15 protein-coding genes are annotated in these 25328 nt (G+C 68.5%); 12 read left to right on the top strand and 3 right to left on the bottom strand.

Annotated elements, in window-relative coordinates:
* Positions 1–22 precede the first annotated feature (22 nt).
* The 8 genes from AC731_RS04175 (at position 23) to AC731_RS04140 (ending at position 14235) form a co-directional block, all read left to right on the top strand.
* Positions 23–991, top strand: coding sequence for a glucokinase (locus tag AC731_RS04175; RefSeq protein WP_048709433.1), 969 nt, complete (start codon positions 23–25; stop codon positions 989–991).
* Positions 992–1039: 48 nt separating this feature from the next.
* The gene (gene pgi / locus AC731_RS04170; protein WP_048709431.1) at positions 1040–2683 is read left to right on the top strand and encodes a glucose-6-phosphate isomerase; all 1644 of its coding nucleotides are present in this window, start codon (positions 1040–1042) and stop codon (positions 2681–2683) included.
* 133 nt (positions 2684–2816) lie between these two features.
* Positions 2817–5075 carry a 1,4-alpha-glucan branching protein GlgB gene (glgB, locus tag AC731_RS04165; RefSeq protein WP_205626631.1) on the top strand — a complete coding sequence of 753 codons (2259 nt, stop codon included), beginning with the start codon at positions 2817–2819 and terminating at the stop codon, positions 5073–5075.
* On the top strand, positions 5068–7272 hold the full coding sequence (gene glgX, locus AC731_RS04160) for a glycogen debranching protein GlgX (RefSeq protein ID WP_237266601.1): 2205 nt from the start codon (positions 5068–5070) through the stop codon (positions 7270–7272). Before glgB ends, glgX begins: the two co-directional genes overlap by 8 nt.
* Positions 7269–8906, top strand: a complete 1638-nt coding sequence (locus AC731_RS04155; RefSeq protein WP_048709429.1) for an alpha-D-glucose phosphate-specific phosphoglucomutase — start codon at positions 7269–7271, stop codon at positions 8904–8906. The genes glgX and AC731_RS04155 overlap by 4 nt, the downstream gene beginning before the upstream one ends.
* 54 nt (positions 8907–8960) lie before the next feature.
* The gene (gene glgC, locus AC731_RS04150) at positions 8961–10229 is read left to right on the top strand and encodes a glucose-1-phosphate adenylyltransferase (RefSeq protein ID WP_004251766.1); all 1269 of its coding nucleotides are present in this window, start codon (positions 8961–8963) and stop codon (positions 10227–10229) included.
* A 10-nt stretch (positions 10230–10239) separates the two neighbouring features.
* Positions 10240–11700, top strand: coding sequence for a glycogen synthase GlgA (glgA, locus tag AC731_RS04145; RefSeq protein ID WP_048709428.1), 1461 nt, complete (start codon positions 10240–10242; stop codon positions 11698–11700).
* 57 nt (positions 11701–11757) lie between these two features.
* Positions 11758–14235 (top strand): glycogen/starch/alpha-glucan phosphorylase, encoded by a 2478-nt coding sequence (locus tag AC731_RS04140; RefSeq protein WP_048709426.1) that lies wholly within the window; start codon positions 11758–11760, stop codon positions 14233–14235.
* On the opposite strand, the gene AC731_RS04135 is transcribed toward AC731_RS04140, so the two are convergent.
* From AC731_RS04135 to AC731_RS04125, 3 genes are all read right to left on the bottom strand, one after another.
* Positions 14221–15891, bottom strand: coding sequence for a phosphoethanolamine transferase (locus AC731_RS04135; protein WP_048709425.1), 1671 nt, complete (start codon positions 15889–15891; stop codon positions 14221–14223). The two genes, AC731_RS04140 and AC731_RS04135, sit on opposite strands and share 15 nt — an antisense overlap.
* 359 nt (positions 15892–16250) lie before the next feature.
* Positions 16251–16622, bottom strand: coding sequence for a helix-turn-helix domain-containing protein (locus tag AC731_RS04130; RefSeq protein WP_038010635.1), 372 nt, complete (start codon positions 16620–16622; stop codon positions 16251–16253).
* A gap of 18 nt (positions 16623–16640) precedes the next feature.
* Complete coding sequence (locus AC731_RS04125) at positions 16641–16943, bottom strand: type II toxin-antitoxin system HigB family toxin (protein WP_004251777.1); 303 nt, start codon at positions 16941–16943, stop codon at positions 16641–16643.
* 135 nt (positions 16944–17078) lie between these two features.
* Between AC731_RS04125 and AC731_RS04120 the strand changes: the two genes are divergently transcribed.
* From AC731_RS04120 to AC731_RS04105, 4 genes are read left to right on the top strand one after another with little or no spacing between them, the layout of a single operon-like run.
* Positions 17079–18596, top strand: coding sequence for a TIGR02677 family protein (locus tag AC731_RS04120; RefSeq protein WP_048709423.1), 1518 nt, complete (start codon positions 17079–17081; stop codon positions 18594–18596).
* Positions 18596–19834, top strand: coding sequence for a TIGR02678 family protein (locus AC731_RS04115; protein WP_048709421.1), 1239 nt, complete (start codon positions 18596–18598; stop codon positions 19832–19834). Before AC731_RS04120 ends, AC731_RS04115 begins: the two co-directional genes overlap by 1 nt.
* A gap of 11 nt (positions 19835–19845) precedes the next feature.
* The gene (locus tag AC731_RS04110) at positions 19846–24009 is read left to right on the top strand and encodes a TIGR02680 family protein (RefSeq protein WP_048709419.1); all 4164 of its coding nucleotides are present in this window, start codon (positions 19846–19848) and stop codon (positions 24007–24009) included.
* A complete protein-coding gene (locus tag AC731_RS04105) occupies positions 24006–25199 on the top strand; it encodes a TIGR02679 family protein (RefSeq protein WP_048709418.1) in 1194 nt (397 codons plus the stop codon). The genes AC731_RS04110 and AC731_RS04105 overlap by 4 nt, the downstream gene beginning before the upstream one ends.
* The last annotated feature ends 129 nt before the right edge of the window (positions 25200–25328 follow it).

The following is a 25328-nucleotide window of genomic DNA, read 5'->3' as shown; positions in this document are numbered from 1 at the left end:
GCAGACCGCGCAAGCGCGGCTCGTGGGTGACATCGGCGGCACGAACGCACGCTTCGCCATCGCGGACGTGCGCGACCGCCTCAGCCATGTCCGCGCGCTGCGCTGTGCAGACTTCGCCGGGCCGGAGGACGCCCTTCGGCACTATTTCGAGCTCGAGGCCATTGCCCCGCCTCCGGTGGCTGCTTTCGGCATCGCCAACCCGGTCACGAGCGACGCAGTGGCGATGACCAACCATCGCTGGCGCTTTTCGGTCGAACGGTTGCGCGAGCACCTGGGCCTCGACCGCCTGCTGCTGGTGAACGACTTCACCGCGCTCGCCCTGTCGGTGCCGCGCCTGGGGCCCGACGACCTGCACGCCGTGGGCGGCGGTACGCCAGTGGCCGGACAGGCGATCGGCCTGATCGGCCCCGGCACCGGCCTGGGCGTATCCGGCCTCGTGCCCACTGCGGACGGTTACCTGCCGCTGCAGGGCGAAGGGGGTCATGTCACGCTGGCCGCACGCGACGCGCGCGAGGCACGCATCATCGAGTGGATGTGGCGGCACCACGACCATGTGTCGGCAGAGCGGCTTTTGTCGGGCCCCGGTCTCGTCATGCTGCAGGACGCCGTGCGCGACCTTGCGGATGCCCCGCCATGCGAGTTGGGCAGCGCGGACATCACGGCCCGAGCCCTTGGGCGCACCTGCCCGTATTGCGTCGAGGCGCTGGACCTCTTCTGCGCCATGCTCGGCACCGTGGCAGGCGACCTGGCACTGACACTCGGTGCGCGTGGCGGCGTGTATCTGGGCGGCGGCATCCTGCCCCGCCTGGGCCCGTCGTTTGCACAGTCGCGCTTCCGCTCGCGCTTCGAGGACAAGGGGCGTTTTTCGCCCTATCTCAGCCGTATTCCCACTTTCGTGATCGATGCGCCGTATGCCGCGCTGCGAGGTGCGGCAGCGGCGCTGAAATGCCCTGTCCGCGTGGGTTACGACACGACAAAACAGGCACAATAGGCAGTGTGGGTCCGGCGCCTTGCGGGACCCTGATCCGACACTTCGAACATGAGCACTACCACCCCGGAATCCGTCTGGCAGCGCCTTGCTGCCCATCGTGCCGAACTCGGCGAGCGTCACCTCAACGAACTGTTCGAGGCCGACTCCACGCGCGCCGGGCGGATGCAGGTCGAGGCCTGCGGCCTCTTCCTCGATTACTCGAAGAACCGCGTCACCGATGAAACCTTGCGCCTTCTGCTGGACTTGGCAAAGACGTCCGGCCTGGCGCAGCGCCGGACGGCCATGTTCGAAGGCGAACGCATCAACACGACTGAGCAGCGTGCAGTGCTGCATACCGCACTGCGACGGCCGGCCAGCGAGGTCGTGCTGCTGGACGGACGCGACGTGGTGCCCGATGTCGTGGCCGTGCGCGAGCGCGTCGCCCGCTTCGCCGAAACGGTTCGCTGCGGCGACTGGTGCGGTTATGACGGACGCCCGATCACCGACATCGTCAACATCGGCATCGGCGGCTCCGACCTGGGCCCGCTGATGGTGTGCGAAGCGCTCAAGCCCTTTGCCCATCCGCGCCTGCGCCTGCACTTCGTGTCGAACGTCGACGGCGTGCAGATCGATGACGTGCTGCGCAGCGCCGACCCCGGCACCACGCTGTTCATCGTCGCCTCCAAGACCTTCACCACCCAGGAAACCCTGACCAACGCCCACACCGCGCGCGCCTGGCTGATCGGGCGTGCGGGCGACGAGGCAGCCATCGCCCGCCACTTCGTCGCGGTCTCGACCAACGCCGAAGCGGTGTCCCGCTTCGGCATCGACACCGCCAACATGTTCGGCTTCTGGGACTGGGTGGGTGGCCGCTATTCGCTGTGGGGCGCCATCGGTCTGCCCATCGTGCTGCAGATCGGGACGCAGGGTTTCGACGCACTGCTCGCCGGCGCGCATGCGATGGACGTGCATTTCCGCGAAGCGCCCTTCGAGCGGAACCTGCCGGTACTCATGGCCCTGCTCGGCATCTGGAACGTGGATTTCCTCGATGCGCGCAGCCAGGTGATCGCGCCCTACCACCAGCGCCTGCACCGCCTGCCCGCCTTCCTGCAACAGCTCGACATGGAATCGAACGGCAAGTCGGTACGACTCGACGGCACGCCGGTGGCACACCCCACCAGCCCGGTGATCTGGGGCGAAACCGGCATCAACGGCCAGCACGCCTACTTCCAGATGCTGCACCAGGGCACGGGTTTCGCGCCGGTCGACTTCATCGGCGTGCTCGCGCGCCCGGACGGCGCCGAGCACCACCACCGCCTCGCCTTCGCCAACATGGTCGCCCAGGCCGAAGCCCTGATGCGTGGCAAGTCGGCCGACGCGGTCGCCGCCGAGATGCGCGCCGCGGGTCTTGCCGAAGAACGGGTCCGGGCGCTGGCGCCGCATCGCGCCTTCCCGGGCAACCGGCCGAGCAACACGCTGCTGCTGGAGCGGCTCGATCCGCGCACTCTCGGCGCCTTGCTGGCGCTGTACGAGCACCGCACCTTCGTGCAGGGCGTGGTGTGGGGCGTGAACTCCTTCGACCAGTGGGGCGTGGAACTGGGCAAGCAGCTGGCGGCCCGCGTGCTCGACGATCTTGCCGCCGACCAGGACCGCCACCCGCACGATGCGAGCACCGCCGCGCTCATCGCCCGCTATCGCCGTCGTCCGGTCTGAATCGCCGGCACGATGCCCCCGGGTTTGCGGTGGATCGAGCCAGCGTTGATCGTGCACCGCAGCACGCGTCGTTTGTGTCAGGATTTGGGCTGATGACGACAGCGACACGGCGCCATGCCGTACGGGAAGGCACATGAACGAAGGAGCGGCCCCACAGCCTGACGCGCACCCCGGCGAGACCGCCGCTCGCGTCGACGCCGCGCTGCTTTCCTCGGACGATATCGCGCGCCTGATGCAGGCGCGTCATGCCGACCCCTTCGCGTGCCTTGGCATGCACGAGATCGATGGCCAGATCGTGGTCTGCGCACTGCTGCCGACCGCGCGGACGGTTGAGGTCGTCGATGCCCGTGGTCGGCGCGTGGCGGCCCTGCAACGTCTGCCGCACGGCGATGTTTTTGCCGCTACCCTGCCGCGGCGGCGCCAGCGCTTTCCCTACCGCCTGCGGGTGCAGTGGCAGGACGGCAACGGCGACCCCGGCCTGACCAGTGAGATCGAGGACGCCTATCGCTTCGGCCCGCAGCTTACCGACCTCGACGTCTGGCTGCTGGCCGAGGGCACTCATCACCGCCCTTACGAGTGGCTCGGCGCGCATCCGGTCGTCGTCGACGGCATCGCCGGCACGCGCTTCGCCGTATGGGCGCCGAACGCGCGGCGCGTATCGGTCGTGGGCGGCTTCAACAACTGGGACGGACGCCGCCACATGATGCGGCTGCGCCGGGAATGCGGCGTGTGGGAGATCTTCCTGCCGCATGTCGGCGATGGCGACCTGTACAAGTACGAAGTCCTCGGTTGCGACGGCATCATCCGCATCAAGGCCGACCCCTTCGCCTTCCGCGCCGAACTCAGGCCGCAGACGGCCTCGGTCGTGCAGCGCCTGCTTCCCGGGGTCGCCATCGACGACGAGCGCCGCCGCGCGAACGCGCTCGATGCGCCGATCAGCATCTACGAGGTCCATCTCGGCTCATGGCAGCGCAAGGCCGATGGCAACTGGCTCAGCTACCGCGAACTGGCCGAGCGACTGATTCCCTACGTGGTCGAGCACGGCTTCACCCACATCGAGTTGATGCCGATCCAGGAACACCCTTTCGACGGTTCGTGGGGCTACCAGCCCACCGGGCCGTACGCACCTACGTCGCGCTTCGGCACGCCGGAAGACTTCCGCGCCTTCACCGCCGCGGCCCGCGACGCCGGGATCGGCGTCATCCTCGACTGGGTGCCGGCGCATTTCCCCGCCGACCCCCACGGCCTGGCACGCTTCGACGGCAGCCACCTCTACGAACACACCGACCCCCGCGAAGGCTTCCATCAGGACTGGAACACGCTCATCTACAACTACGGCCGCGCCGAGGTCCGCAACTACCTGACGAGCAACGCGCTGTACTGGATCGAGCGTTTCGGCATCGACGGCCTGCGTGTCGACGCGGTGGCCTCGATGCTCTATCGCGACTACAGCCGCAAGGAAGGCGAGTGGGTTCCCAACCGCTTCGGCGGGCGCGAGAACCTCGAAGCCATCGACTTCCTGCGCCGGCTGAACCATCTGATCGCCACGCAGCGACCCGAGGCGATCACGCTGGCCGAGGAATCGACCGCCTTCCCGCAGGTCAGCCGCCCACCCTCGCCCGATCTGCAGTCCGGCGGCCTGGGTTTTCACTTCAAGTGGAACATGGGCTGGATGAACGACGTGCTGTCCTACATGGCGAAGGCGCCGGTACACCGCCGTTACCATCACGACCAGATCCGCTTTTCGCTGGTCTATGCGTTTACCGAGAACTTCGTGCTGCCGCTGTCGCACGACGAAGTGGTGCACGGCAAAGGCTCGCTGCTCGCCAAGATGCCGGGCGACGACTGGCAGAGATTCGCCAATCTGCGCCTGCTCTACGGCTTCATGTGGGGGCATCCGGGCAAGAAGCTGCTGTTCATGGGCTGCGAATTCGCGCCCTGGCAGGAATGGAATGCCGACGAGTCCCTGCCCTGGCACCTGACCGAGCACGCGCCGCACGCGGGCATGCAGCGCCTGGTGCGCGACCTGAACCTGGTGCTGCGCAGCCATCCTGCGCTGTACGAACAGGACACGGCGCCCGAAGGCTTCGGCTGGATCAGCCACGACGATGCCGACCACTCGGTGCTGGTATTCGAGCGACGCGCGCGCGACGGGCAGCGCATCGTCGTCGCCTGCAACTTCACCCCGGTCGTGCGCGAGCATTGGCGCATCGGCGTGCCGGCCGCCGGTACCTGGCACGAGCTGATCAACACCGATTCGGTGGTGTACTGGGGCTCGGGCGTCGGCAATCCGCCGCGCGTCAGCGAGCCGGTTCCATGGCAAGGCCAGGCGCAGTCGCTGACGCTGACGCTGCCGCCCCTGGCCGCCCTGATGCTGGTGCGCCGTGACTGACCTGTCCCACACGCCCGCGAGGACGATCACGCTCGCACCCGGACGGCCCGCTCCGCTCGGCGCGCATTGCGTGGCCGACGGGGAACAGGCGGGGGTGAATTTCGCCGTGTGGGCGCCGGATGCGACACGGCTCGAACTCTGTCTCTTCGACGATCGCGGCGAGCATGAGCTGCAGCGCCACGACCTGCCCTGCTGCAGCGAGGGCGTATGGCACGGCCTGCTGCCAGGTGCCGGACCGGGCCTCGTCTATGGGCTGCGGGCGCATGGCCCATGGGCCCCGCACCAGGGGCACCGCTTCAACCCGGCCAAGCTGCTGCTCGACCCGTGGGCGCAGGAAGTCGTCGGCAGCTACGGGCGGCGGGGACCGGGACCCGCGGACGATGCCGCGCTCGCCGCCGAACTCGCGCTTCATCTCGGCCACCTTCCCAAGACCCCCGAACAGCCGGACCCGCGCGACAACGCCCGCCATGCGCTCAAGGCGCGCGTCCCTGCGTCGGCCCTGTATGCCGCGCGCCCGCCCCGCCCCCGCATCGCGCGCGACCGCATGGTGCTCTACGAAATCCATGTCCGCAGCCTGACGATGCGCCACCCGGCGATCGAGCCGGCCCTGCGCGGCAGCTACGCCGCCCTCGCCCACCCGGCCATGCTCGCGCACTACCGCGAGTTGGGCATCACCACGCTGAACCTGTTGCCGGTGCACTTCCGTGCCGACGAGGCGGCCCTGCAGTTGCGCGGCCTGTCGAACCACTGGGGCTACAGCCCCATCGCCTGGCTGGTGCCGGAGACGCGCTACTGGAGCGGCCGGCCCGGCACGAGCCCGGCCGGCGAGTTCCGCGACATGGTCGACACCCTGCACGCCGCGGGGATCGAGGTGGTGCTCGATGTGGTGTTCAACCACACCGCCGAGACCGACGCATCCGGACCGACCCTGTCGCTGCGCGGGCTGGCCAATGCGCGCTACTACCACCTCGTGCCCGGGAATCCTGCGCACGATCAGAACTGGACCGGCTGCGGCAACAGCGTCAAGCTGGCCGAGTCGCGCGTGGTGGAACTGGTCGTCGGCGCCCTGCGCCACTGGGCCACGCACTACGGCGTGGACGGCTTCCGCTTCGACCTCGCCAGCACGCTTGGGCGCGACCGCCACGGCAACTTCAACCGCGACGCCGGCTTTTTCACCGCGCTGCAGGCCGACCCGATCCTTGCGGACTTGAAATGGATTGCGGAGCCCTGGGATCTTGGCGCCGGCGGCTATCAACTCGGTGCCTTTCCAACCGGCTGGATGGAGTGGAACGACCAGTACCGCGACACGATGCGCGCCTGGTGGCTGCGCGGCATCGGCGACCGCGGCGTCTTTGCGCACCGGCTGGCGGGCTCGAGCGCGCAGTTCCACCATGACGCACGGGCGCCCACCGCCAGCATCAACTACCTCGCCGCACACGACGGCTTCACGCTGCGCGACCTCGTCAGCTACGACCACAAGCACAACCACGCCAACGGCGAAAACAACCGCGACGGCCATCACCACAATGCGTCGTGGAACTGCGGTGTCGAAGGCGAAACCGACAATATCGAGGTCAATGAACGCCGCCATCGCCTGCAGCGTGCGCTGATGGCGACGCTGCTGTGCTCGCAGGGCACGCCCATGCTGCTTGCGGGCGACGAGATCGGCCACAGCCAGGGCGGCAACAACAACGCCTATTGCCAGGACAACGCCACGACCTGGCTCGACTGGGCCGCTGCCGACCGCGACCTGCTCGCCTGCACCCGGCGTCTGCTGCAACTGCGCCATCGCTGGGCGGCCTTGCGCATCGGACGCTGGTTGTCGCCGGCGGCGGAGGCGACGCCTGACAGTGCTTCGGCCTTGTGGCTGCGTGCGGACGGCACGGCGCTCACGGGCGGGGATTGGGCAGGCACCGCAGACCGCGCGCTCGCGGTGCGCCTCGACCCGGGGGCCGGCAAGGGCTCACCCGCCCTGGTGCTGGTCAATCCCGAAGCATCACCGCGTCGCTTCGTCCTGCCCGCCGGCGCCTGGACCTGCGTGTTTGACAGCGACCGTCGAGATGGCGCGCCGGCACCGGATACCAATTCGCCCCTTACCGGCCCCATCGCTGTTGCAGCCCGCAGCCTCCGCATCCTGATCGACTCGACCGTTGCGGCCGAGCCGCACCATTCACCCTCTGAAAACACTTCGTCATGAACATCGACACCGTCAGCACCCGTCCCTTCCCCGGCCAGCGTCCCGGTACCTCCGGCCTGCGCAAGAAAGTCAGCGTGTTCCAGGAGCCGCACTATCTGGAGAACTTCGTCCAGGCGCTGTTCGACATCCTTCCGGACCGCACAGGCCAGACCCTGGTGGTCGGCGGCGACGGCCGTTTCCACAACCGCGCGGCGGTGCAGACCATCCTGCGCATGGCGGCCGCGAACGGCTTCGGCAAGGTGCTGGTCGGCCGCAGCGGGCTGCTGTCGACGCCGGCCGTGAGCGCGGTGATCCGCAAGCACGCCTGCTTCGGCGGCATCATCCTGTCGGCCAGCCACAACCCCGGCGGGCCGGAAGGCGATTTCGGCATCAAGTACAACATCGCCAACGGTGGCCCGGCGCCCGAGCGCATCACCGAGGCGATCTACGCGCGCAGCGGCGTCCTGTCCGAATACCACATCGCTGCCGACACCGCCGACATCGATCTGGAGACCCTCGGGACGCAGCGCATCGGCGACATGCAGGTCGAGGTCATCGACCCGGTGGCCGACTATGCGGCGCTGATGCAGCAACTGTTCGACTTCGACGCCATGCGCGCCTGGTTCGCCAAGGGCGGGCGCATGCGCTTCGACGCGATGAGCGCCGTCAGCGGGCCCTACGCCCGCGCCATCCTCGAAGGCATGCTCGGTGCGCCGGCCGGCACGGTGGTCAACGGCGAGCCGCTGGAGGACTTCGGCGGCCATCACCCCGACCCCAACCCCGCGCACGCCACCGAACTCATCGCGACCATGAGCGGCCCGCAGGCGCCCGACTTCGGCGCTGCCTCCGACGGCGATGCCGACCGCAACATGATCCTCGGCCGCGATTTCGTCGTGACCCCGTCGGACAGCCTCGCCATCCTCGCCGCAAACGCCACCCGCGTGCCCGGCTACCGCGACGGGCTGGCGGGCATCGCGCGCTCGATGCCGACCTCGTGCGCGGCCGACGCGGTCGCCGCGGCGCTCGGCATCCCCTGCCACGAGACGCCCACCGGCTGGAAGTTCTTCGGCAACCTGCTCGACGCCGGCCGTGCGACGCTGTGCGGCGAGGAGAGCTACGGGACCGGCTCGAACCACGTGCGCGAGAAGGACGGCCTGTGGGCGGTGCTGTTCTGGCTCAACCTCCTCGCAGTGACGGGGCAGTCGGTCGATACGCTGGTCCGCGCGCATTGGGCGCGCTTCGGCCGCCACTACTACTCGCGCCACGACTGGGAAGGCATCGCCACCGAGCGCGCCGATGCCCTGATGGCCGCGCTGCGGGCGAAGCTGCCCGATCTGCCGGGCCGTGACTGCGGTGCCGGATTGCGCATCGACCAGGCCGACGATTTCGCCTATACCGACCCGGTCGACGGCTCCGTCAGCACCCGCCAGGGCGTGCGCCTGATCTTCGACGGCGGCAGCCGCGTGGTCTTCCGACTGTCCGGCACGGGCACCGAGGGCGCGACGCTGCGGGTCTATCTCGAGCGCTTCGAGCCGGACGCCAGCCGGCACGACCTGCCCGCGCAGACCGCGCTAGCCGAGTTGATCCGCATCGCCGACGAGATCGCCGCGATCCGCAGCCACAGCGGCATGGCGACGCCGACCGTCATCACCTGATTCGACCCGACGCAGGCCCCGGCGCACGACGACCACATCACGAGGGAGCGAACCATGGACATCAACCGCAGTGCCGAATCACGGATGCTTGCGCGACGAACCTTGGCCCTGGTGCTGGCCGGGGGGCGTGGTTCGCGTCTGCGCGATCTGACCAACGTGCGGGCCAAGCCTGCGGTCCATTTCGGCGGCAAGTTCCGCATCATCGATTTCGCCCTGTCCAACTGCATGAACTCGGGACTGCGGCGCATCGGGGTGATCACGCAGTACAAGTCGCACTCGCTGTTGCGCCACATCCAGCGCGGCTGGAGCTTCCTGCGCAACGAGATGAACGAGTTCGTGGACCTGCTGCCCGCCCAGCAACGCGTCGACGAGGAGCACTGGTACAGGGGCACGGCCGATGCGATCTACCAGAACCTCGACATCATCCGCGATTCGCGCCCGCCGGAGTACGTCGTCATCCTGGCCGGCGACCACGTCTACAAGATGGACTACTCCATCATGCTCGCCGACCATGCGGCGAGCGGGCGTGGCGTCACCGTCGGCTGCATCGAGGTGCCGCGCACCGAGGCGAGCGCCTTCGGCGTGATGGCCGTCAATGCGCAGCGCCACATCACCGCCTTCGTCGAAAAGCCGTCGGATCCGCCGACCGTGCCGGACAACCCCGACATGTCGCTGGCGAGCATGGGTATCTACGTGTTCACCGCCGAGTACCTCTTCCGCCTGCTCGACGAGGACGCCTGCAACCCGGACTCGAGCCACGACTTCGGCAAGGACATCATTCCGCGCGCGGTGGCCGAGGGCCAGGCGCTGGCCCACCCCTTCACCATGTCCGCCATCGCCACCCCGCCCTACTCGGGCCCCTACTGGCGCGACGTCGGCACGGTGGACGCGTACTGGGCGGCCAATCTGGACCTGGCTTCCACCACGCCGGCGCTGAACATGTATGACCGCGACTGGCCGATCTGGACCTACCAGGAGCAGCTGCCACCCGCCAAGTTCGTGCACGACATCGACGGACGTCGGGGCGAAGCGCTCAATTCGCTGGTGTCGGGCGGCTGCATCGTGTCGGGCTCCGTCGTCCGCAATTCCGTGCTGTTCTCGAACGTGCTGGTGCGCTCGTATTGCGACATCAGCGATGCGGTCGTCCTGCCCGACGTGCAGATCAACCGGCATTGCCGGCTGAGCAAGGTCGTCATCGACCGCCGCTGCAAGCTGCCCGAAGGGCTGGTCATCGGCGAGGATCCTGAGCTCGACGCCCGGCGTTTCCACCGTACCGAAAACGGCGTGGTCCTGGTGACCCGGGACATGCTTGCCGCACTCTAAGGAGATCACGATGCGCATCCTGCAGGTCTGCGCCGAAATCTATCCCCTGCTCAAGACCGGCGGCCTCGCCGATGTGGCAGGCGCCCTGCCCGCTGCGCTGAGCGCCTGCGGTGCGGAGCCCCGCGTGCTGCTGCCCGGATTCGCGCCGATCCTGGCCGACCTGCACGACGCGGTCGAGCTTGCCCGTCTCACGCCACCTGCCGGCCTTGAAGCCGCCGATGCCCGCCTGCTGCGTGGCAGGCTGCCCGCCTGCGGCGTCGACGCCTACGTGATCGACGCCCCCGCCTTCTACCTGCGCGCCGGCGGCCCCTACGCCGACGCGCAGCAGCACGCCTACCCCGACAACCATCGGCGTTTCGCCCTGCTCGGCTGGACGGCCGGCAAGCTCGCACAGGGGCTGGACGGGGGCTGGCGGCCACAGGTCGTGCACGCGCACGACTGGCACGCCGCGCTGGCGCCGGCCTATCTGCGTGCAGCGCACGACGCCGGCGTCCGCGGCCTGCCCGCGTCCGTCTATACGGTGCACAACCTCGCCTACCAGGGACTGTTCGACAGCCACCACTTTGCCGAACTGGGGCTGCCGCCATCGTTCTTCAGCATGCACGGGCTCGAGTTCCACGGCCGGATCAACTTCATGAAGGCGGGCCTTTACTACGCTGATCGCATCACCACCGTCAGCCCCGGCTATGCCCGCGAGATCCAGACCGCGGAGCAAGGCTGCGGCCTGGACGGCGTGCTCCGCCAGCGCACGCACGACCTGACCGGCATCCTCAACGGCGTGGACGAATCGGTGTGGAATCCGGCGCTCGACGCCCTGCTCCCCGCGCATTATTCGGCCGAGCAGCTCGAGGGCAAGGCGCGCTGCAAGGCGAGTCTTCAGCAGGAACTCGGCTTGGCCGCGACGCAGGCCTCTCCCTTGTTCTGCGTGGTCAGCCGCCTGACCGACCAGAAGGGCCTGCATCTGATCCTGCAGGCGCTGCCGGAGCTGATCGCGCGCGGTGCGCAGTTCGCCCTGCTCGGCAGTGGCGACGCGGCGCTCGAGGCAGCCTTCCGCGCCGCGGCAGACGCGGACCCGGCGCACGTCGCCGTACGGATCGGCTATGACGAAGCCTTCGCCCACCGGCTCATCGCCGGCAGCGACGTCATCCTCGTCCCGTCACGTTTCGAGCCCTGTGGGCTGACGCAGCTCTACGGCCTCAAGTACGGCACCTTGCCGCTGGTGCGTCGCGTCGGCGGGCTGGGCGACACCGTCTCGGACAGCCGCCTCGAGACGCTGGACGAGGATGCGACCGGGTTCGTATTCGACGATTTCTCTGCCGCTGGCCTGCTTGGTGCCGCCCGGCGCGCGCTTGCCCTGTACCGCCGCCCGGCAGACTGGAAGTCGGTGCAGCAACGCGCGATGCGCCACCCTTCGGGCTGGCGCGATGCCGCCGACCAGTACCTCGCACTGTACCGCCAGATCGCAGCCTGACCGCCGACGACACCGACGCCTCGATCGCAACGACCGGACCGTAACTTGAACCCGCCCATGGACCTCTCCCAGTTCACCCACCAGTACGACCACCTGTCGCGCGACGTCGCGGCCTTCCGACGTGCGATCTCGAACAAGCTGATGTACCAGGTGGGCAAGAATCCGGAGTCCGCCCGGCCCGAGGACTGGCTCCATGCGGTGTCCTATGCGGTGCGCGACCATCTGGTCGAGCGCTGGATGAAGACCATCCGCGCCAGCTACGCGCAAGACGTCAAGCGCGTCTATTACCTGTCGATGGAATTCCTCATCGGCCGCAGCTTCAGCAATGCCCTGCTCGCGCTCGACCTGATGCCCACCGTGCGTCAGGCCTTGACCGAACTGGAGGTCGATCCGGACGTCGTCATCGACCTCGAACCGGATGCGGCACTGGGCAACGGCGGCCTCGGCCGGCTCGCGGCCTGTTTCCTCGATTCGATGGCGACACTCGGCGTGCCCGGATTCGGCTACGGCATCCGCTACGACTACGGCATGTTCCGCCAGCAGATCATCGACGGACAGCAGGTCGAGGTGCCCGACTACTGGCTGGCGCACGGCAACCCGTGGGAATTCCACCGGCCCGAGATCTGCTTCCGCGTACGCTACGGCGGACACCTGGAGCAGGAAGGCGATGTGGTCCGCTGGGTCGGCACGGAGGACGTACTGGCAAACGCCTACGACACGATCATCCCGGGCTACGGCACCGAGGTGACCAACACGCTGCGGCTGTGGTCGGCCAAGGCCACCGAGGAAATCGATCTGTCGGCCTTCAACCAGGGCAACTACTTCGGTGCGGTCGAGAGCAAGAACCACTCGGAGAACGTCAGCCGCGTGCTGTATCCGGACGATTCCACCCTGTCGGGCCGCGAGCTGCGTCTGCGTCAGGAGTACTTCTTCGTCTCGGCCAGCCTGCAGGACATCCTGCGCCGCTATCGGGTGAACCACCGCGATTTCGACGCCCTGCCGGACAAGGTCAGCATCCATCTCAACGACACCCATCCGGTGCTGGCCGTGCCGGAACTCATGCGCCTGCTCGTCGACGAGCACGGTGTGCCGTGGAAGGAGGCGTGGGCCCTGTGCCGGCGCGTGTTCTCCTACACCAACCACACGCTGATGCACGAGGCGCTGGAGACCTGGCCGGTGGACATGCTCGGCCGCGTGCTGCCGCGCCATCTGCGCATGATCTTCGACATCAACGCCGATTTCCTCGCCGACCTCACCGCCGCACACGGGCACGATGTCGAACTGATGCGCCGCGTGTCACTGATCGACGAGCACGGTGAGCGTCGTGTGCGCATGGCCTACCTCGCGGTGGTCGCATCGCATTCGGTCAACGGCGTGTCGGTGCTGCACTCGGAACTGATGAGGCAGTCGATCTTCGCCGACTTCGCCCGCCTGTGGCCGGAGCGCTTCAACAACAAGACCAACGGTGTCACCCCGCGGCGCTGGCTCGCACAGGCCAATCCCGGCCTGGCCGCCCTGCTCGACGCACGCCTCGGCACAGGTTGGCGACGCAACCTTCACGAACTGGCGGCCTTGCGCGAGTACCAGCACGAGCGCGACTTCCTCGACGCCTTCCGCTCGGCCAAACGGGCGAACAAGCAGCGTCTGGCCGACTACGTCGGCGCACGCCTCGGCATCGACATCGACCCGGGCGCGCTGTTCGACGTGCAGGTCAAGCGCATGCACGAGTACAAGCGCCAGCTGCTCAACCTGCTGCACGTCATCGCGCGCTACCAGGCGATCCTCGCCAAGCCCGATGCGGACTGGGTGCCGCGCGTGGTGATCTTTTCGGGCAAGGCCGCGTCCGCCTATGTGATGGCCAAGCAGGTGATCCGCCTCATCAACGACGTGGCGGCGGTGGTCAATGCCGACGCGCGGCTGCGCGGCCGGCTCAAGGTCGTCTTCATCCCGAACTACAGCGTCAGCCTGGCCGAGCTGATCATTCCGGCGGCCGACCTGTCGGAACAGATCTCGACCGCGGGCACCGAGGCCTCGGGCACCGGCAACATGAAGCTCGCGCTGAACGGCGCCATCACGATCGGCACGCTCGACGGCGCCAACGTGGAGATCCGCGAACAGGTCGGTGACGACAACATCTTCATCTTCGGCCATACGACCGCAGAGGTCGCCGACATCCGCGCGCAGGGCTACCAGCCGCGCAACTGCTACGCGGCCAATCCGCAACTGGCGGCGGCGCTGAATGCCGTACGTGACGGCCTGTTCAGCCCTGGCGAACGCGGGCGCTACCAGGCCGTGTTCGACGCGCTGATGAACTGGGGCGACCACTACCTGCTGCTGGCGGACTTCGCCAGCTATGTCGAGGCCCAGCAGCGTGCGGACGCGTTGTACCGGCAACCCGAGGCCTGGACCCGATCCGCGCTGCTGAACGTCGCCGGCATGGGCCTCTTTTCGTCCGACCGCACGATCGACGCGTACGCGCGCGAGATCTGGAAGACGACGCCGATCCGGCTCGACGCCGCCTCAGTTTTCGAATGAAGCTACGCTGACCGGAAGCTGTGGATCGGCCCAGCGGTATGCGGCGTCCAGAACGTCGCGACCCCGATCGTCGCCCTGCCAGCGGACGTCGAGCAGGTGCGCAAGCGTCCACCCGGTCCAGTCAACGCGGAAAGGACGGCGCCATGCATCCGCCGGCAGGGTGCTGCGGGCCTGGTTCTGCCAGACGATCGCGGGAATGCGGAAACCGGCAACGGTGTGCGAGCTGTGGCCGGCATGGTCGGCGTCATGGCCCACCTCCTGTCCATGATCGGACAGGTAGAGCCAGGCGCGATAGTCGCCGGAGCCCGGCGCCTGCCGCAGCAGTTCGAACGTTTCGGCCAGAACGGTATCGTGATGCAGGAGCGCCGCGTCGTACTCGTCACGGAGCACCTGCAGCCACACCGGTCGCCCTTCCTGCTCGAGTTCGTGCTCGACCGCGTCGAATCCATCGTCGAACGGATTGGCCCCTTTCGGATAGCGGAAACTGTAATGCGGATGCGCTCCCATCAGGTGAACGACGATGAGCTTGCGCGGTTGCGGGTCCGCGAGCGCCGCCCGCAGGGGCTTCAGCGTATCGATGTCGGCAGAGCGGTTCGATCGGCCGGGCGTACGGCTCAGCCTCTCGATCCGGTCTGCAAAGGCGGCATGTGACTGATCGATGGCGATGTCGTCGTGATTGCTGATCCACGTGACGTGATAGCCGGCGGCACGCGCCAGGGCCAGCACGTGCATCGGCTCCGGCGCGTTGTAGTTGCCGAACCAGAACAGGTTCCGCAAGGACGCCAGCGTACCGGCATCCACCGACCACGCATGCCTCAACACCAGAAAGGTGTCGCCGAGTTCATCCCGCAGTCGTTCAAGCCGTGGGGTGGTCTCCCGTGTGTAGCCATAGAGTCCGAGATTGTCGCGATTGACGCTGTCCGATATCACCACGACGACCGTCGAGGGCCCCTCGGACAAGACCGTCGGCTGCAGTCCGGCAGCCCGCGCAAGGGTTCGCTGCCGGAGTTCGTCCTGATCCGCCCATTCGTCACGGAGCTCCTGAACGGACGCCACCCAGTCGGACCAGAACACCAGTGGATGCAAGCGCCGCCACGGCTTGAGCGCATAGGCAAGCGCGCTGAGAAGCAGTACCGCACAAAGCAGCAGGGCCAACCATCGCCGCACGAGGGGCATCCTGGCTCCGTTCGCGCGCGGCACGCCTGCCTGCACCGGGGAGACGATCGTCCGCCGAAGCGCCCAGACCATCGCAAGACCGCCAGCCATGAGGACGGCGACCCAGGGCAGCATCGCGGGCCAGTACATCGAAAGATACTCGACACTCTCGCCTGTACCCGTGTTCGCGACTGCGGTCAGGACCAGTGCGCTGTCGGCCGAAGCCTGATAAGTGCGTGCCAGATAGGCCCTGACTGCACCGTCGATCATGAAGCCCCCCGCCCACAAGCCGACGAACAGGGCGCGCAGTCGGCGCATGCGCAAGGCTTCAACCGGCCACAGCAGAAGACACATCGCAGGCAGTGCCAACACCATGATCTGGGCGAGACGGCGCAAGTCATGCGCGGGGATCAGCGTACATAGAACGATGGCGAACACCACCGCGAACGCAAGCAGATCACTGGAACGAGCGGGAGAATGACCATCGCGGATGGCGTGCATGATCTGGTGGCCTGTCGGGGCTGGGCAAGGATTGTTGAGGTATGGACAACAGGATTCCGGCGGCTATGGACACGGATTCATGTCTGTCCGTTCCCGAACTGCCAGCGCCCACGTGCGACGCACACAAAAAAATCGCTGCCCCGCGCCGATGAAGGCGCGGCGGGGAGCGATTTCGTGGCTATTGCCCGTACCAGGCGCCACCCATCTTCACCCGGCAGGTTGTTCAATAATCGTGATCTGACGGTATCTGCGGCCGTACTTCTTGAACATTCCGCTGATACCGTAGGCGATACCGTCAATATGCCGATAGCATTGGCGCGGAAGTCGAGACAAGTGCATCTCTCGCCAGCACCATCAAGTCAGCCCGCAACGGTCTCGGCAATCAGAACCTCGGCCGGAATGCCCAGGCCTTGGTGCAATCTACGGATCATGCCCAGTGTCAAGGGGCGCTTGTGGTTCAGGACTTCGTAGACACGGTTGCTCCGGCCAATGAATGGCTCCAGATCTTTCACCGACAGGCCGCTCTGCTCCATCCGGAATTTGATCGCTTCGACCGGATCCGGCACGCCAATGGGGAAGTGCTTGGCTTCATAGGCTTGCACCAGGGTGGTCAGAATATCCAGGCGGTCTCCCTCCGGGGTGCCCGGATCAGGGTCGAACTCCATCAAGGCCGAAATTTCCTTCAGCGTAGCCTTGTAATCGGCTTCAGTGTGAATAGGGCGGATGTCCATGTGGTCCTCCATGGTCACTCAGACCATTTCAATGGTTTCTGCGTCCACTTCGTCGTATTCCTTGTGGGTCCCGACGAATTTCACGTAGACGACCTGCAGCCTATAGGCGATGGCCACGATCAACCGGTAGTCGTTGCCTTTGATGTTGAAAACGACGCGCCGGTTCTTGAGGATGCTGGCGCTGCCGTACTGCGCCTTGATGTCCGATGGCTGAGTCCAGGACGCTTTGGTCACCTCCTCAAACCAAGCCTTCAAAGGCTGCTCGGCATCCGGATGAAGTTTCCAAAATTCCCGAAGGGTGGAGACGGCTATCACTCGCATCAGCAGCACTTTAGTCCCATTATGGGACTACCGCAAGCCGCTTCCGGGTTTTGGCTCGGTAGCGCAAACGCATATGCTCGACAACCGCCCGCATTGTTGCCAACATCGGGCGAACGCCCCCCCAGAATCCAACCCATGCCCTATTCGGACACATCGACCGACCTGTTCCGACACGTCAGCGCAGACAAGGCCGGCATCTACCGCAACATCATGGCGAGCTTCGCCGCGGCAAAACGCCAGTTCAGGCTCCACATGCGACCCGACGAGGTGCTGGCCGAAGCCCGGTGGAGCGATGGCGTACCGAAGCTCGAGGAGGTTCAGAGCGCGCTTGCTCAGCTCACCGAGTGGGGCAACCTCGAGGCGCAACCCGATACCGCGCGCGTTGCCAGCATCAGCGACTTCTACCGCGCCCGCTTCCTCTACCGCCTGTCCCATGGCGGCGAAGCCGTCGAGACGGCCCTCACTGCCTTCGCCGAAGCGCTCGGTCGGCGTGCCGAGTTGCAGACGGTCGCGCTCGAAGACATCGCCAGCCGGCTCAAGACCTTGCTCGCGCTGGCCGACGCACCGGCGCTCGATGCGGCGAAGCTGCACGAAACCCTGCGCGATCTGGTGCGCGTGTTCGAAAGCCTCGCCGACAACGCCCAGGCCTTCATGGCCGGCATGGCACGCAGCATCGAGCTGCAGCAGGCCGACGCCACGGCGGTGGTCGCCTACAAGCAGCGACTGATCGACTACCTCGAGCGCTTCATCGGCGACCTCGTCGGGCGTTCCGGTGCGATCGCGCAGCACATTGCCCTGCTGCATCCGCGCATCGATCCGCTGTTGTGGGCGGCCGCGCAGCGCGAAGCGCGCGACGCCGCGCCCGGGGATGAACAAGCGCAGGCCGATGCACTCTCGCAGCGGCAGCAGGCCTGGCGCGAGCGCTGGAGGGGCCTGCGCGGCTGGTTCGTCAGCACCCATCATGAACCGCCGCAGGCCGAGGTGCTGCGCTCGAAGGCACGTGCGGCGATTCCGCAGTTGCTGGCCGCGGTCGCGGCGCTCAATGAGCGGCGCAGCGGGCGCAGCGATCGCTCTGCCGACTTCCGCGTGCTCGCCGGCTGGTTCGCGACCTGCGGCAGCGACGACGACGCGCACCGCCTGGGGCGTGCCGCCTTCGCCCTCAATCCGGCCCGCCATTTCTCGCTGAACCCGGGCGCCGGCCATGAGCTGCCGGCCACCACGCCGTGGGCCGAGGCGCCGCCGCTCTCCATCCATCCGCGCCTGCGCGAGTACGGCGAGGCCGCCCCGCGGGGCCCCTTGCCCAAGGTGCGCGAGCGCAGCGAAGAGCGCGCCCTGCTCGCGCGCCAGTTGCGGGAGGAACATCTGCAGGTCGAGGCCGCGCGGGTGCGCCTGGCGACCGGTCGAACGACGCGCCTGTCGGAGATCGGCCACCTCGATCCGCACGCCTTCTCGCTGTTCCTGTCGCTGCTCGGCGAGGCGTTGACGGCGCAATCCTCGCCCGACGACGTGGTCGAGCGCCAGACCGGCGACGGCCTGTTGCGCGTTCGCCTCGAGCCGCTGGAAGCGCACACCCGGGCCGAAGTCGTCACCGATGCCGGCGTCTTTGCCGGCCGCGACCACCGTATCACGATCACCGCCACGCAAGCGCCCTGATGACAACCGACAGCACCGCGATCGGCCAGCAGCAGGCCCTCCATCAACGCGAGGAGTTCACCGCCGCGCTGCGCGCCCTGTTGATGACGCCGCTGATGACACCGGCACACGCGGAATTCGCCGCCGTGCGCCGCCACGCCGATGCCTTGCGCGAATGGTTCGTCCGCGAGGCCGGCTGGCCCCTGCATATCGAACGCGATGCGGCGCGCCTGTACAAGCGTCCGGCCGACGTACACGACGCCACGCGTGGGCTGCCCGGCTACGAGCGCCGCCGCTATGTTCTACTGTGCCTCGCCTGCGCGGTGTTGGAGCGCGCCGACCCGCAGATCACGCTGCGCGTGCTCGGCGACCGGCTGCTCGCCCTCGCCGCAGACCCGGCGCTGGCCGCGCTCGGCTTCAGCTTCACGCTCCAGGCGCAGCACGAGCGGCGGGAGCTGGTCGCGGTGTGCCGCACGCTGCTCGAGCTCGGCGTCCTGCATCGCGTGGCCGGTGATGAGGAGGGCTTCGTACACGGCGGCAGCGAAGGCTCGGACAGTCTCCATGACGCACTCTACGACGTGCAGCGGCGGGTCCTCGCAGGTGTACTCGCGGCATCGCGCGGCCCGTCCACGTGGCCCGCGGATGACGCTCCGGACACGTTCGAGGCGCGGCTCGCCGCGCTGGTGGCGGAGCTGGTACCGGACAGCGACGAGGGCCGGCGCACGGCGCTGCGCCACCATTTGGCGCGCCGCCTGCTCGACGACCCGGTGATCTACCTCGACCGCCTCGACGCCGACCAGCGCGCCTACTTCATGAACCAGCGCGGCACGATGGCCACCCGGCTGTGCGACGCCACCGGGCTGGTCACCGAACAACGCGCCGAGGGCCTGGCGCTGACCGACGAGGACGGCGAGCTGACCGACGTGGCGATGCCGGCCGAAGGCACCGAAGCGCATGTCACCCTGCTCGTGGCCGAGTTCCTGACTGCGCGTGCAAACAGCCGCGCAAGCACCGACGAAGTCGCCGCATTTATTGCCGGCGCACGCCAGCGCTTCGGCAAATTCTGGCGCAAGTCCGCGCGTGAAGCGGGCTCGGAGCACGAGTTGGCGGCGACCGCGCTCGAACGCCTGCAGCGTCTTCAACTGCTCGAACGCGACGGTGCCGAAGTACGACCCTTGCCGGCGCTGGCGCGCTTTGCCGTCGGCGAGGCCGAGCTCAGGCCGGCGGCACCCGCCACCACCGGCACCCTGTTCGATTGAGACTGCAAGCCTTGGATACTCCGGATACCCTGCTCGACACCCCGTCCGACCTTGCGACGGCCGACGCCCGCCCGGCGCTGCCTCAGCCGACGCTGGCCCGCTGGCAACCGCTTCGCCTCGGCCTCGTCGAGCTGTTCCACTACGACAGCGAGGAATTCTGGTTCCGCGATGGCCACCTGCTGCTGCGCGGCAACAACGGCACCGGCAAATCGAAGGTGCTGTCGCTGACCCTGCCCTTCCTGTTCGATGCCCAGCTCAAGCCCTCGCGCATCGAGCCCGACGGCGACGCCGGCAAGAAGATGGCCTGGAACCTGCTGCTCGGCAAGCTCGACCGCCGCATCGGCTATGCGTGGATCGAGTTCGGCCGCATCGCCGACGATGGCGAGCCCGACTATCTGACGCTGGGCTGCGGGCTCTCGGCGGCGGCGGCGCGGGCCCAGGTCGATGCGTGGTACTTCGTCCTCGAAAGGCGACGCATCGGCGAAGACCTGTGGCTCACCAGCCCCGCCCGCACCGTACTCACCCGCGAGCGACTGAAGGAAGCCTTGCACGAGCACGGCCAGGTGTTCGACACCGCCGCCGCATACCGCCGGGCGGTCGACGAGCGACTGTTCCAGCTCGGTGCCGTCCGTTATGCGGCCCTGATGGACACCCTGGTCCAGTTGCGCCAGCCGCAACTGTCCAAGAAACCCGACGAAGGCAACCTCTCGGACGCGCTGACCGAGGCACTGCCTCCGCTGTCGGCCGAGCTACTGACCGACGTTGCCGACGCGCTCAACCAGCTCGAGGAATACCGCCGCGAGCTGCAGGATTACGAAGCGCTGGCTAAGGCCGTCGGCCAGTTCAACCAGCGCTACCAGCGTTACGCCGCGATCAACGCGCGGCGCCAGGCCCGCGGGCTGCGCAGCGCACAGAGCGGCTATGACACCGCCAGCCGCAATCTCAACGAAGCCCGCACCGAGTTGCAAACCTCGCAGCACGCCGAGGCGCGGGCGAAAGGCCGCCTCGATGCCGCCGAAGCCGCATTGCTCGCCGGCCGCACGCGGCTCGACCAGCTGCAGTCCGACCCAGGGATGAAGGACGCGAATCGCCTGAACCAGGCCGAACGTGACTCCGAATCGCGAGCCGCCGACCTCGTCGACGCGACGCGCATGAGTGACGAGGCAACCGCCCGCCTCGAGCGCGAACGTCGGGCGCTCGATGAACGGGGCACGCGCCGGACACAGGCCGAAGAGGCCCTCGCCACAGCACGCGAAGGCGTCGCCGCAGCGGCGCTGGCCAGCGGCATCGGCGAGCCGTGGCGAGACAATCCGCTGGCGGCGCTTCCGGCCGCCGAACTGGCAACCCTCGGCGACCTGCCCCTCGACACGGCCCTCCAGGATCTGCGCCAGGCAACCCAGGTTCGGCGCGAACAGCTCGCCCTGGTACAGCGCCGCGTAGCCGAGGTGGCGCAGGCCGAGGCCACCCACGCAAGCCGACAACAGGCCCGTGACGAACGACAGGACGAAGCCGAAGCGGCCGCCGCCCGCCGCAGCGTGGCCGACGCCGCGGTCGAGACCGAAGGCAGCCGCGTCGTCGAGGCCTGGCAGGCGCACTTCGCGAACCTGCAGGTGCTGCAGGTGGCTGAGCCGCCGCTGTCCGCGCTGGCCACGTGGGTCGCCAACCTGCAAGGTGACAACCCGGCCCGTGCCGCCTTGTCGTCCGCCCAGCAGCGCGCCGCCGACGAGTTGGCCGGGCAGCGCGCCGCACAGCTCGCTGCGCAAAAAACGCTGCACGACGAGCAGGCGACGCTGCGCGCCGAGCACGAGCGACTTGCGCAGGGCGAAGACGCCACCCCGCCGCCGCCTTATACCCGCGGCACCGAGGCCAGACGGCAACGGGCCGGTGCGCCGCTGTGGCAGCTGGTCGATTTTCACGAGCACGCCGACGCCGCCCAGCGTGCCGGCCTCGAAGCCGCGCTCGAGGCGGCCGGACTTCTCGACGCCTGGGTCACCCCCGATGGCCGGCTGCAGGCGGCCGACGGCGCGCCGCCCCTGCACGACACCCAGTGGCTGGAGCGGCCACGCTGTGACGCCTCGCTCGCCGCCTGGCTTACCCCGTCCGCCGCGGCGGCAACGCCCGCAATCGATGCCGCGCTGCTGACGCGCCTGCTCGAAGGCATCGCCTGCTCCGCGCAAGACGACGGCCGGGCCGAAGGCTGGATGGCCCCCGACGGCCGCTTTCGCCTCGGCGCCCTAGCCGGCGCGTGGGCCAAACCGCAGGCCACGTACATCGGCTACGCGGCCCGCGCCGCCGCTCGAGCGCGACGGCTCGCCGAGATCGATCTTCGCCTGGGCGAGATCGCCGACGCTTCACGCCGGATCGACGATGCGCTGACCGAGCTTGCGCGGCGCCAGGAGCGGGCGGCCGCCGAATGGAAGGACGCACCGTCCGACGAGAGCCTGCGCGCCGCCCACGCCGACGCCGCGGCCCGCGAGCGCGAGTTCCAGACTGCGAAGAGCCGGCTCGACGAAGCCGAGCGGCAGCTGCGCGCAGCCTGCGACGCCTTGCAAAGCCGCCGCGATGCGCTGGCCGCCGACGCGGCCGATCTGCGCCTGCCCACCGATGCCGCGGCGCTGGAAGCCGTCGGCGCCGCTCTGTTGCACTTCGGCGAGACCCTGCACGGGCTCTTGCGGGTAGCGCATGAGCTACGTCTGTCGGCAACGGAACTCGCCCGCCAGCAAGCGCGGACGAGCGAAGCCGAGGCCGACGCGCGCCAGCGCGCCGAGCAGTTCGCCGAGCGCGGCCGGCTCGCCCAGGAGGCGCAGGTGCGGCTTGCCACCTTGCGCGAATCGATCGGTGCGCAGGTCGATGAGCTGCAACGGCGGCTGCGCGAGGCGCGCGCTGCGGTGAGCGAGGGCGATCACCACTTGAAGGCGGCAGGCGAGGCCCTGCGCACCGCCGGCGAGGCACGCGCGCGCGGCGAGCAGAAGGTGCTCGACGCCGACGCCACGCTGCAGGAACGCGCCGATGCCCGCCAACGCGCCATCACACAGCTGCAGGGCTTTGCCGCCACCGGCCTGCTGTCCGCCGCGCTCCCCGAGGCCGAGCTGCCCGACCTGCGTGCGCCCTGGACGATCGAGCCGGCGCTCACGCTGGCCCGCCGCACCGAGCAGGCACTAGCGCAGGTGGCGGACGACGACGAGGCCTGGACGCGCATCCAGAGTCAGATCTCCCACGACTACGGCGAACTCGGGCGCGCCCTCACGGCGCTCGGCCAGCAGGCCCAGGCCGACACCAGCGACTACGGCATGGTCGTCAGCGTCATCTACCAGAACCGTCCGGAGCGCCCCGACCAGCTGACCGCCCGGCTGGCTGCCGAGATCGCCCAGCGCCGCGAGCTCCTGACGGCGCGCGAGCGCACCCTGCTAGAAAATCACCTCCAGGCCGAGATCGCCGCCGAGGTGCAGCGGCTCCTGCAGGCGGCCGAGCGGCAGGTCGATGCGATCAACAAGGAGCTGAACAAGCGCCCGACCTCCACCGGGGTCAAGTTCCGCCTCTTGTGGCAACCGCTGCCCGAGGGCGGCGAGGGTGCACCGGTGGGCCTAGAGGCCGCGCGCAAGCGCCTGCTCAACACCAGCACCGACCTCTGGTCGGCCGAGGACCGGCGGGTGGTCGGCGAGATGCTGCACCAGCGCATCGCCGCCGAACGCCTGAAGGCCGACGCCGTCGACGGCAGCCTGCTCGAGCAGCTCGCCCAGGCGCTCGACTACCGGCGCTGGCACCGCTTCCGCGTCCAGCGCTGGCAGGACGGGCAGTGGCGTCCGCTCTCCGGCCCGGCCTCGAGCGGCGAACGCGCGCTCGGCCTGACGGTGCCGCTGTTCGCCGCCGTGTCGAGCTTCTACAGTCAGGCCAGCTACGCTTTTGCGCCCCGCCTGGTGCTGCTCGACGAAGCCTTTGCCGGCATCGACGATGCCGCCCGTGCGCATTGCATGGGGCTGATCCGCGAGTTCGACCTCGATTTCGTCATTACCAGCGAGCGTGAATGGGCCTGCTATGCTGAGCTGCCCGGCGTGGCGATCTGCCAGCTGCAGCGGCGCGAGGGCATTGACGCGGTGCATGTGTCACGCTGGACCTGGGATGGACGGGCGCGCCGGCGTGAAGACGATCCCGATCGGCGCTTTCCCCCCGAATGACCGTGGATGCCCGCCTTCAACGGCTGCTCGGCGGCGAACCCCTTGCGGCGCTGCGCAAGCGGCTGCGCCAACGCTATGCGCGCGGCGCGCCGGCCGACGTTCTGCGTCTGGGCTCGCTGAGCGAGGCCGAGCATGCCGCCCTCGCGGCACTTTCCGGCCGACCGGCGCGCCCTGTGCGGTCGATGCAGATCGACGTGGCGGAGATCGACGCAGCGCTCGCCCGAGCCGGTCTCGCCTCGTCCTTGCGCGATGCGCTCGAACAACTCGACGGACCGATCATCGACGCCAGGGCCGAACGCCTGCAGGTTCGCTGGCAATGGCAGCAGGTGGTCGAGGGCTGCGCACACCCCGGCCTGCGTTCGGCGCTCCAGACATCCGTCGGACTCGGGCTGCTGAAGCGCTTGTGTGCCAGCCAGCCCGAGGCTGGCGCCCGCTTGGTCCTCGACGCTGATCAAGTGTTGCGGCGGCTGCCCGCAGGGGGGATTCCGCGGGCGCAGCTGGCCGTTGCTACTCTCGGTAATGCGCACGCGCTCGACGCCGGCAGCCCGGTCGCCACGCTGGTCCTCTCGGCCCTGCGCCAGGGGGCCGCGCCCGACGATGACGCCGACCGGGTACGGGACCTCTGGGCCGCGGCCGGCGTGCTGGTCAATGAGCTGGCGCGGCCTGCGCTGACCCTCAACCTCCCCGGACCGACGGGCACGGAACCGGGCGAACCGACCTATTTCTCGCTACGCAGCCTGGTACGATCGCCGCCGGCCTGGGCCGTCACGGGCCGCCCGGTCTTCGTCTGCGAGAACCCGAACCTGCTCGCGATCGCCGCCGACCAGCTGGGGCTGCGCTGTGCGCCGCTGGTATGCACCGACGGCATGCCGGCCGCGGCCCAGCGCGTCCTGCTCACGCAATTGCGCGCCGCCGGAGCAACGCTGCATTACCACGGCGACTTCGACTGGCCGGGCCTGTGCATCGGCAACCAGATGATCCGTGAGCACGACGCCCGGCCGTGGCGCTTCTCGGCCGCCGACTATCGCACAGCCGTCATCGGCGCACCACGTCCCGGTCGCCTCCTCGACGATGCCGCCGTCACCGCGCTGTGGGACGAGACGCTCGCCGGCGCGATGCTCGCCGAACGACTGGCGATCGACGAGGAAGGACTCGCCGACGTGCTGCTCGACGACCTGCGACATTGCTGAAGCTGACGTGCGCCCCCGGTCACCCCCCCGCCCCGCAACGGCGCTTCATCGAGAGACTCGAGAAGCAGCATCGCAACGATGCCGGTGATCCTGAGCCCGAACGAGGTGAAGCGCGGACCAAGCGCAACA

The sequence above is a fragment of the Thauera humireducens genome (assembly GCF_001051995.2).
GTDB classification, from domain to species: domain Bacteria; phylum Pseudomonadota; class Gammaproteobacteria; order Burkholderiales; family Rhodocyclaceae; genus Thauera; species Thauera humireducens.
This window is presented reverse-complemented; position numbering and strand designations above follow the sequence as displayed.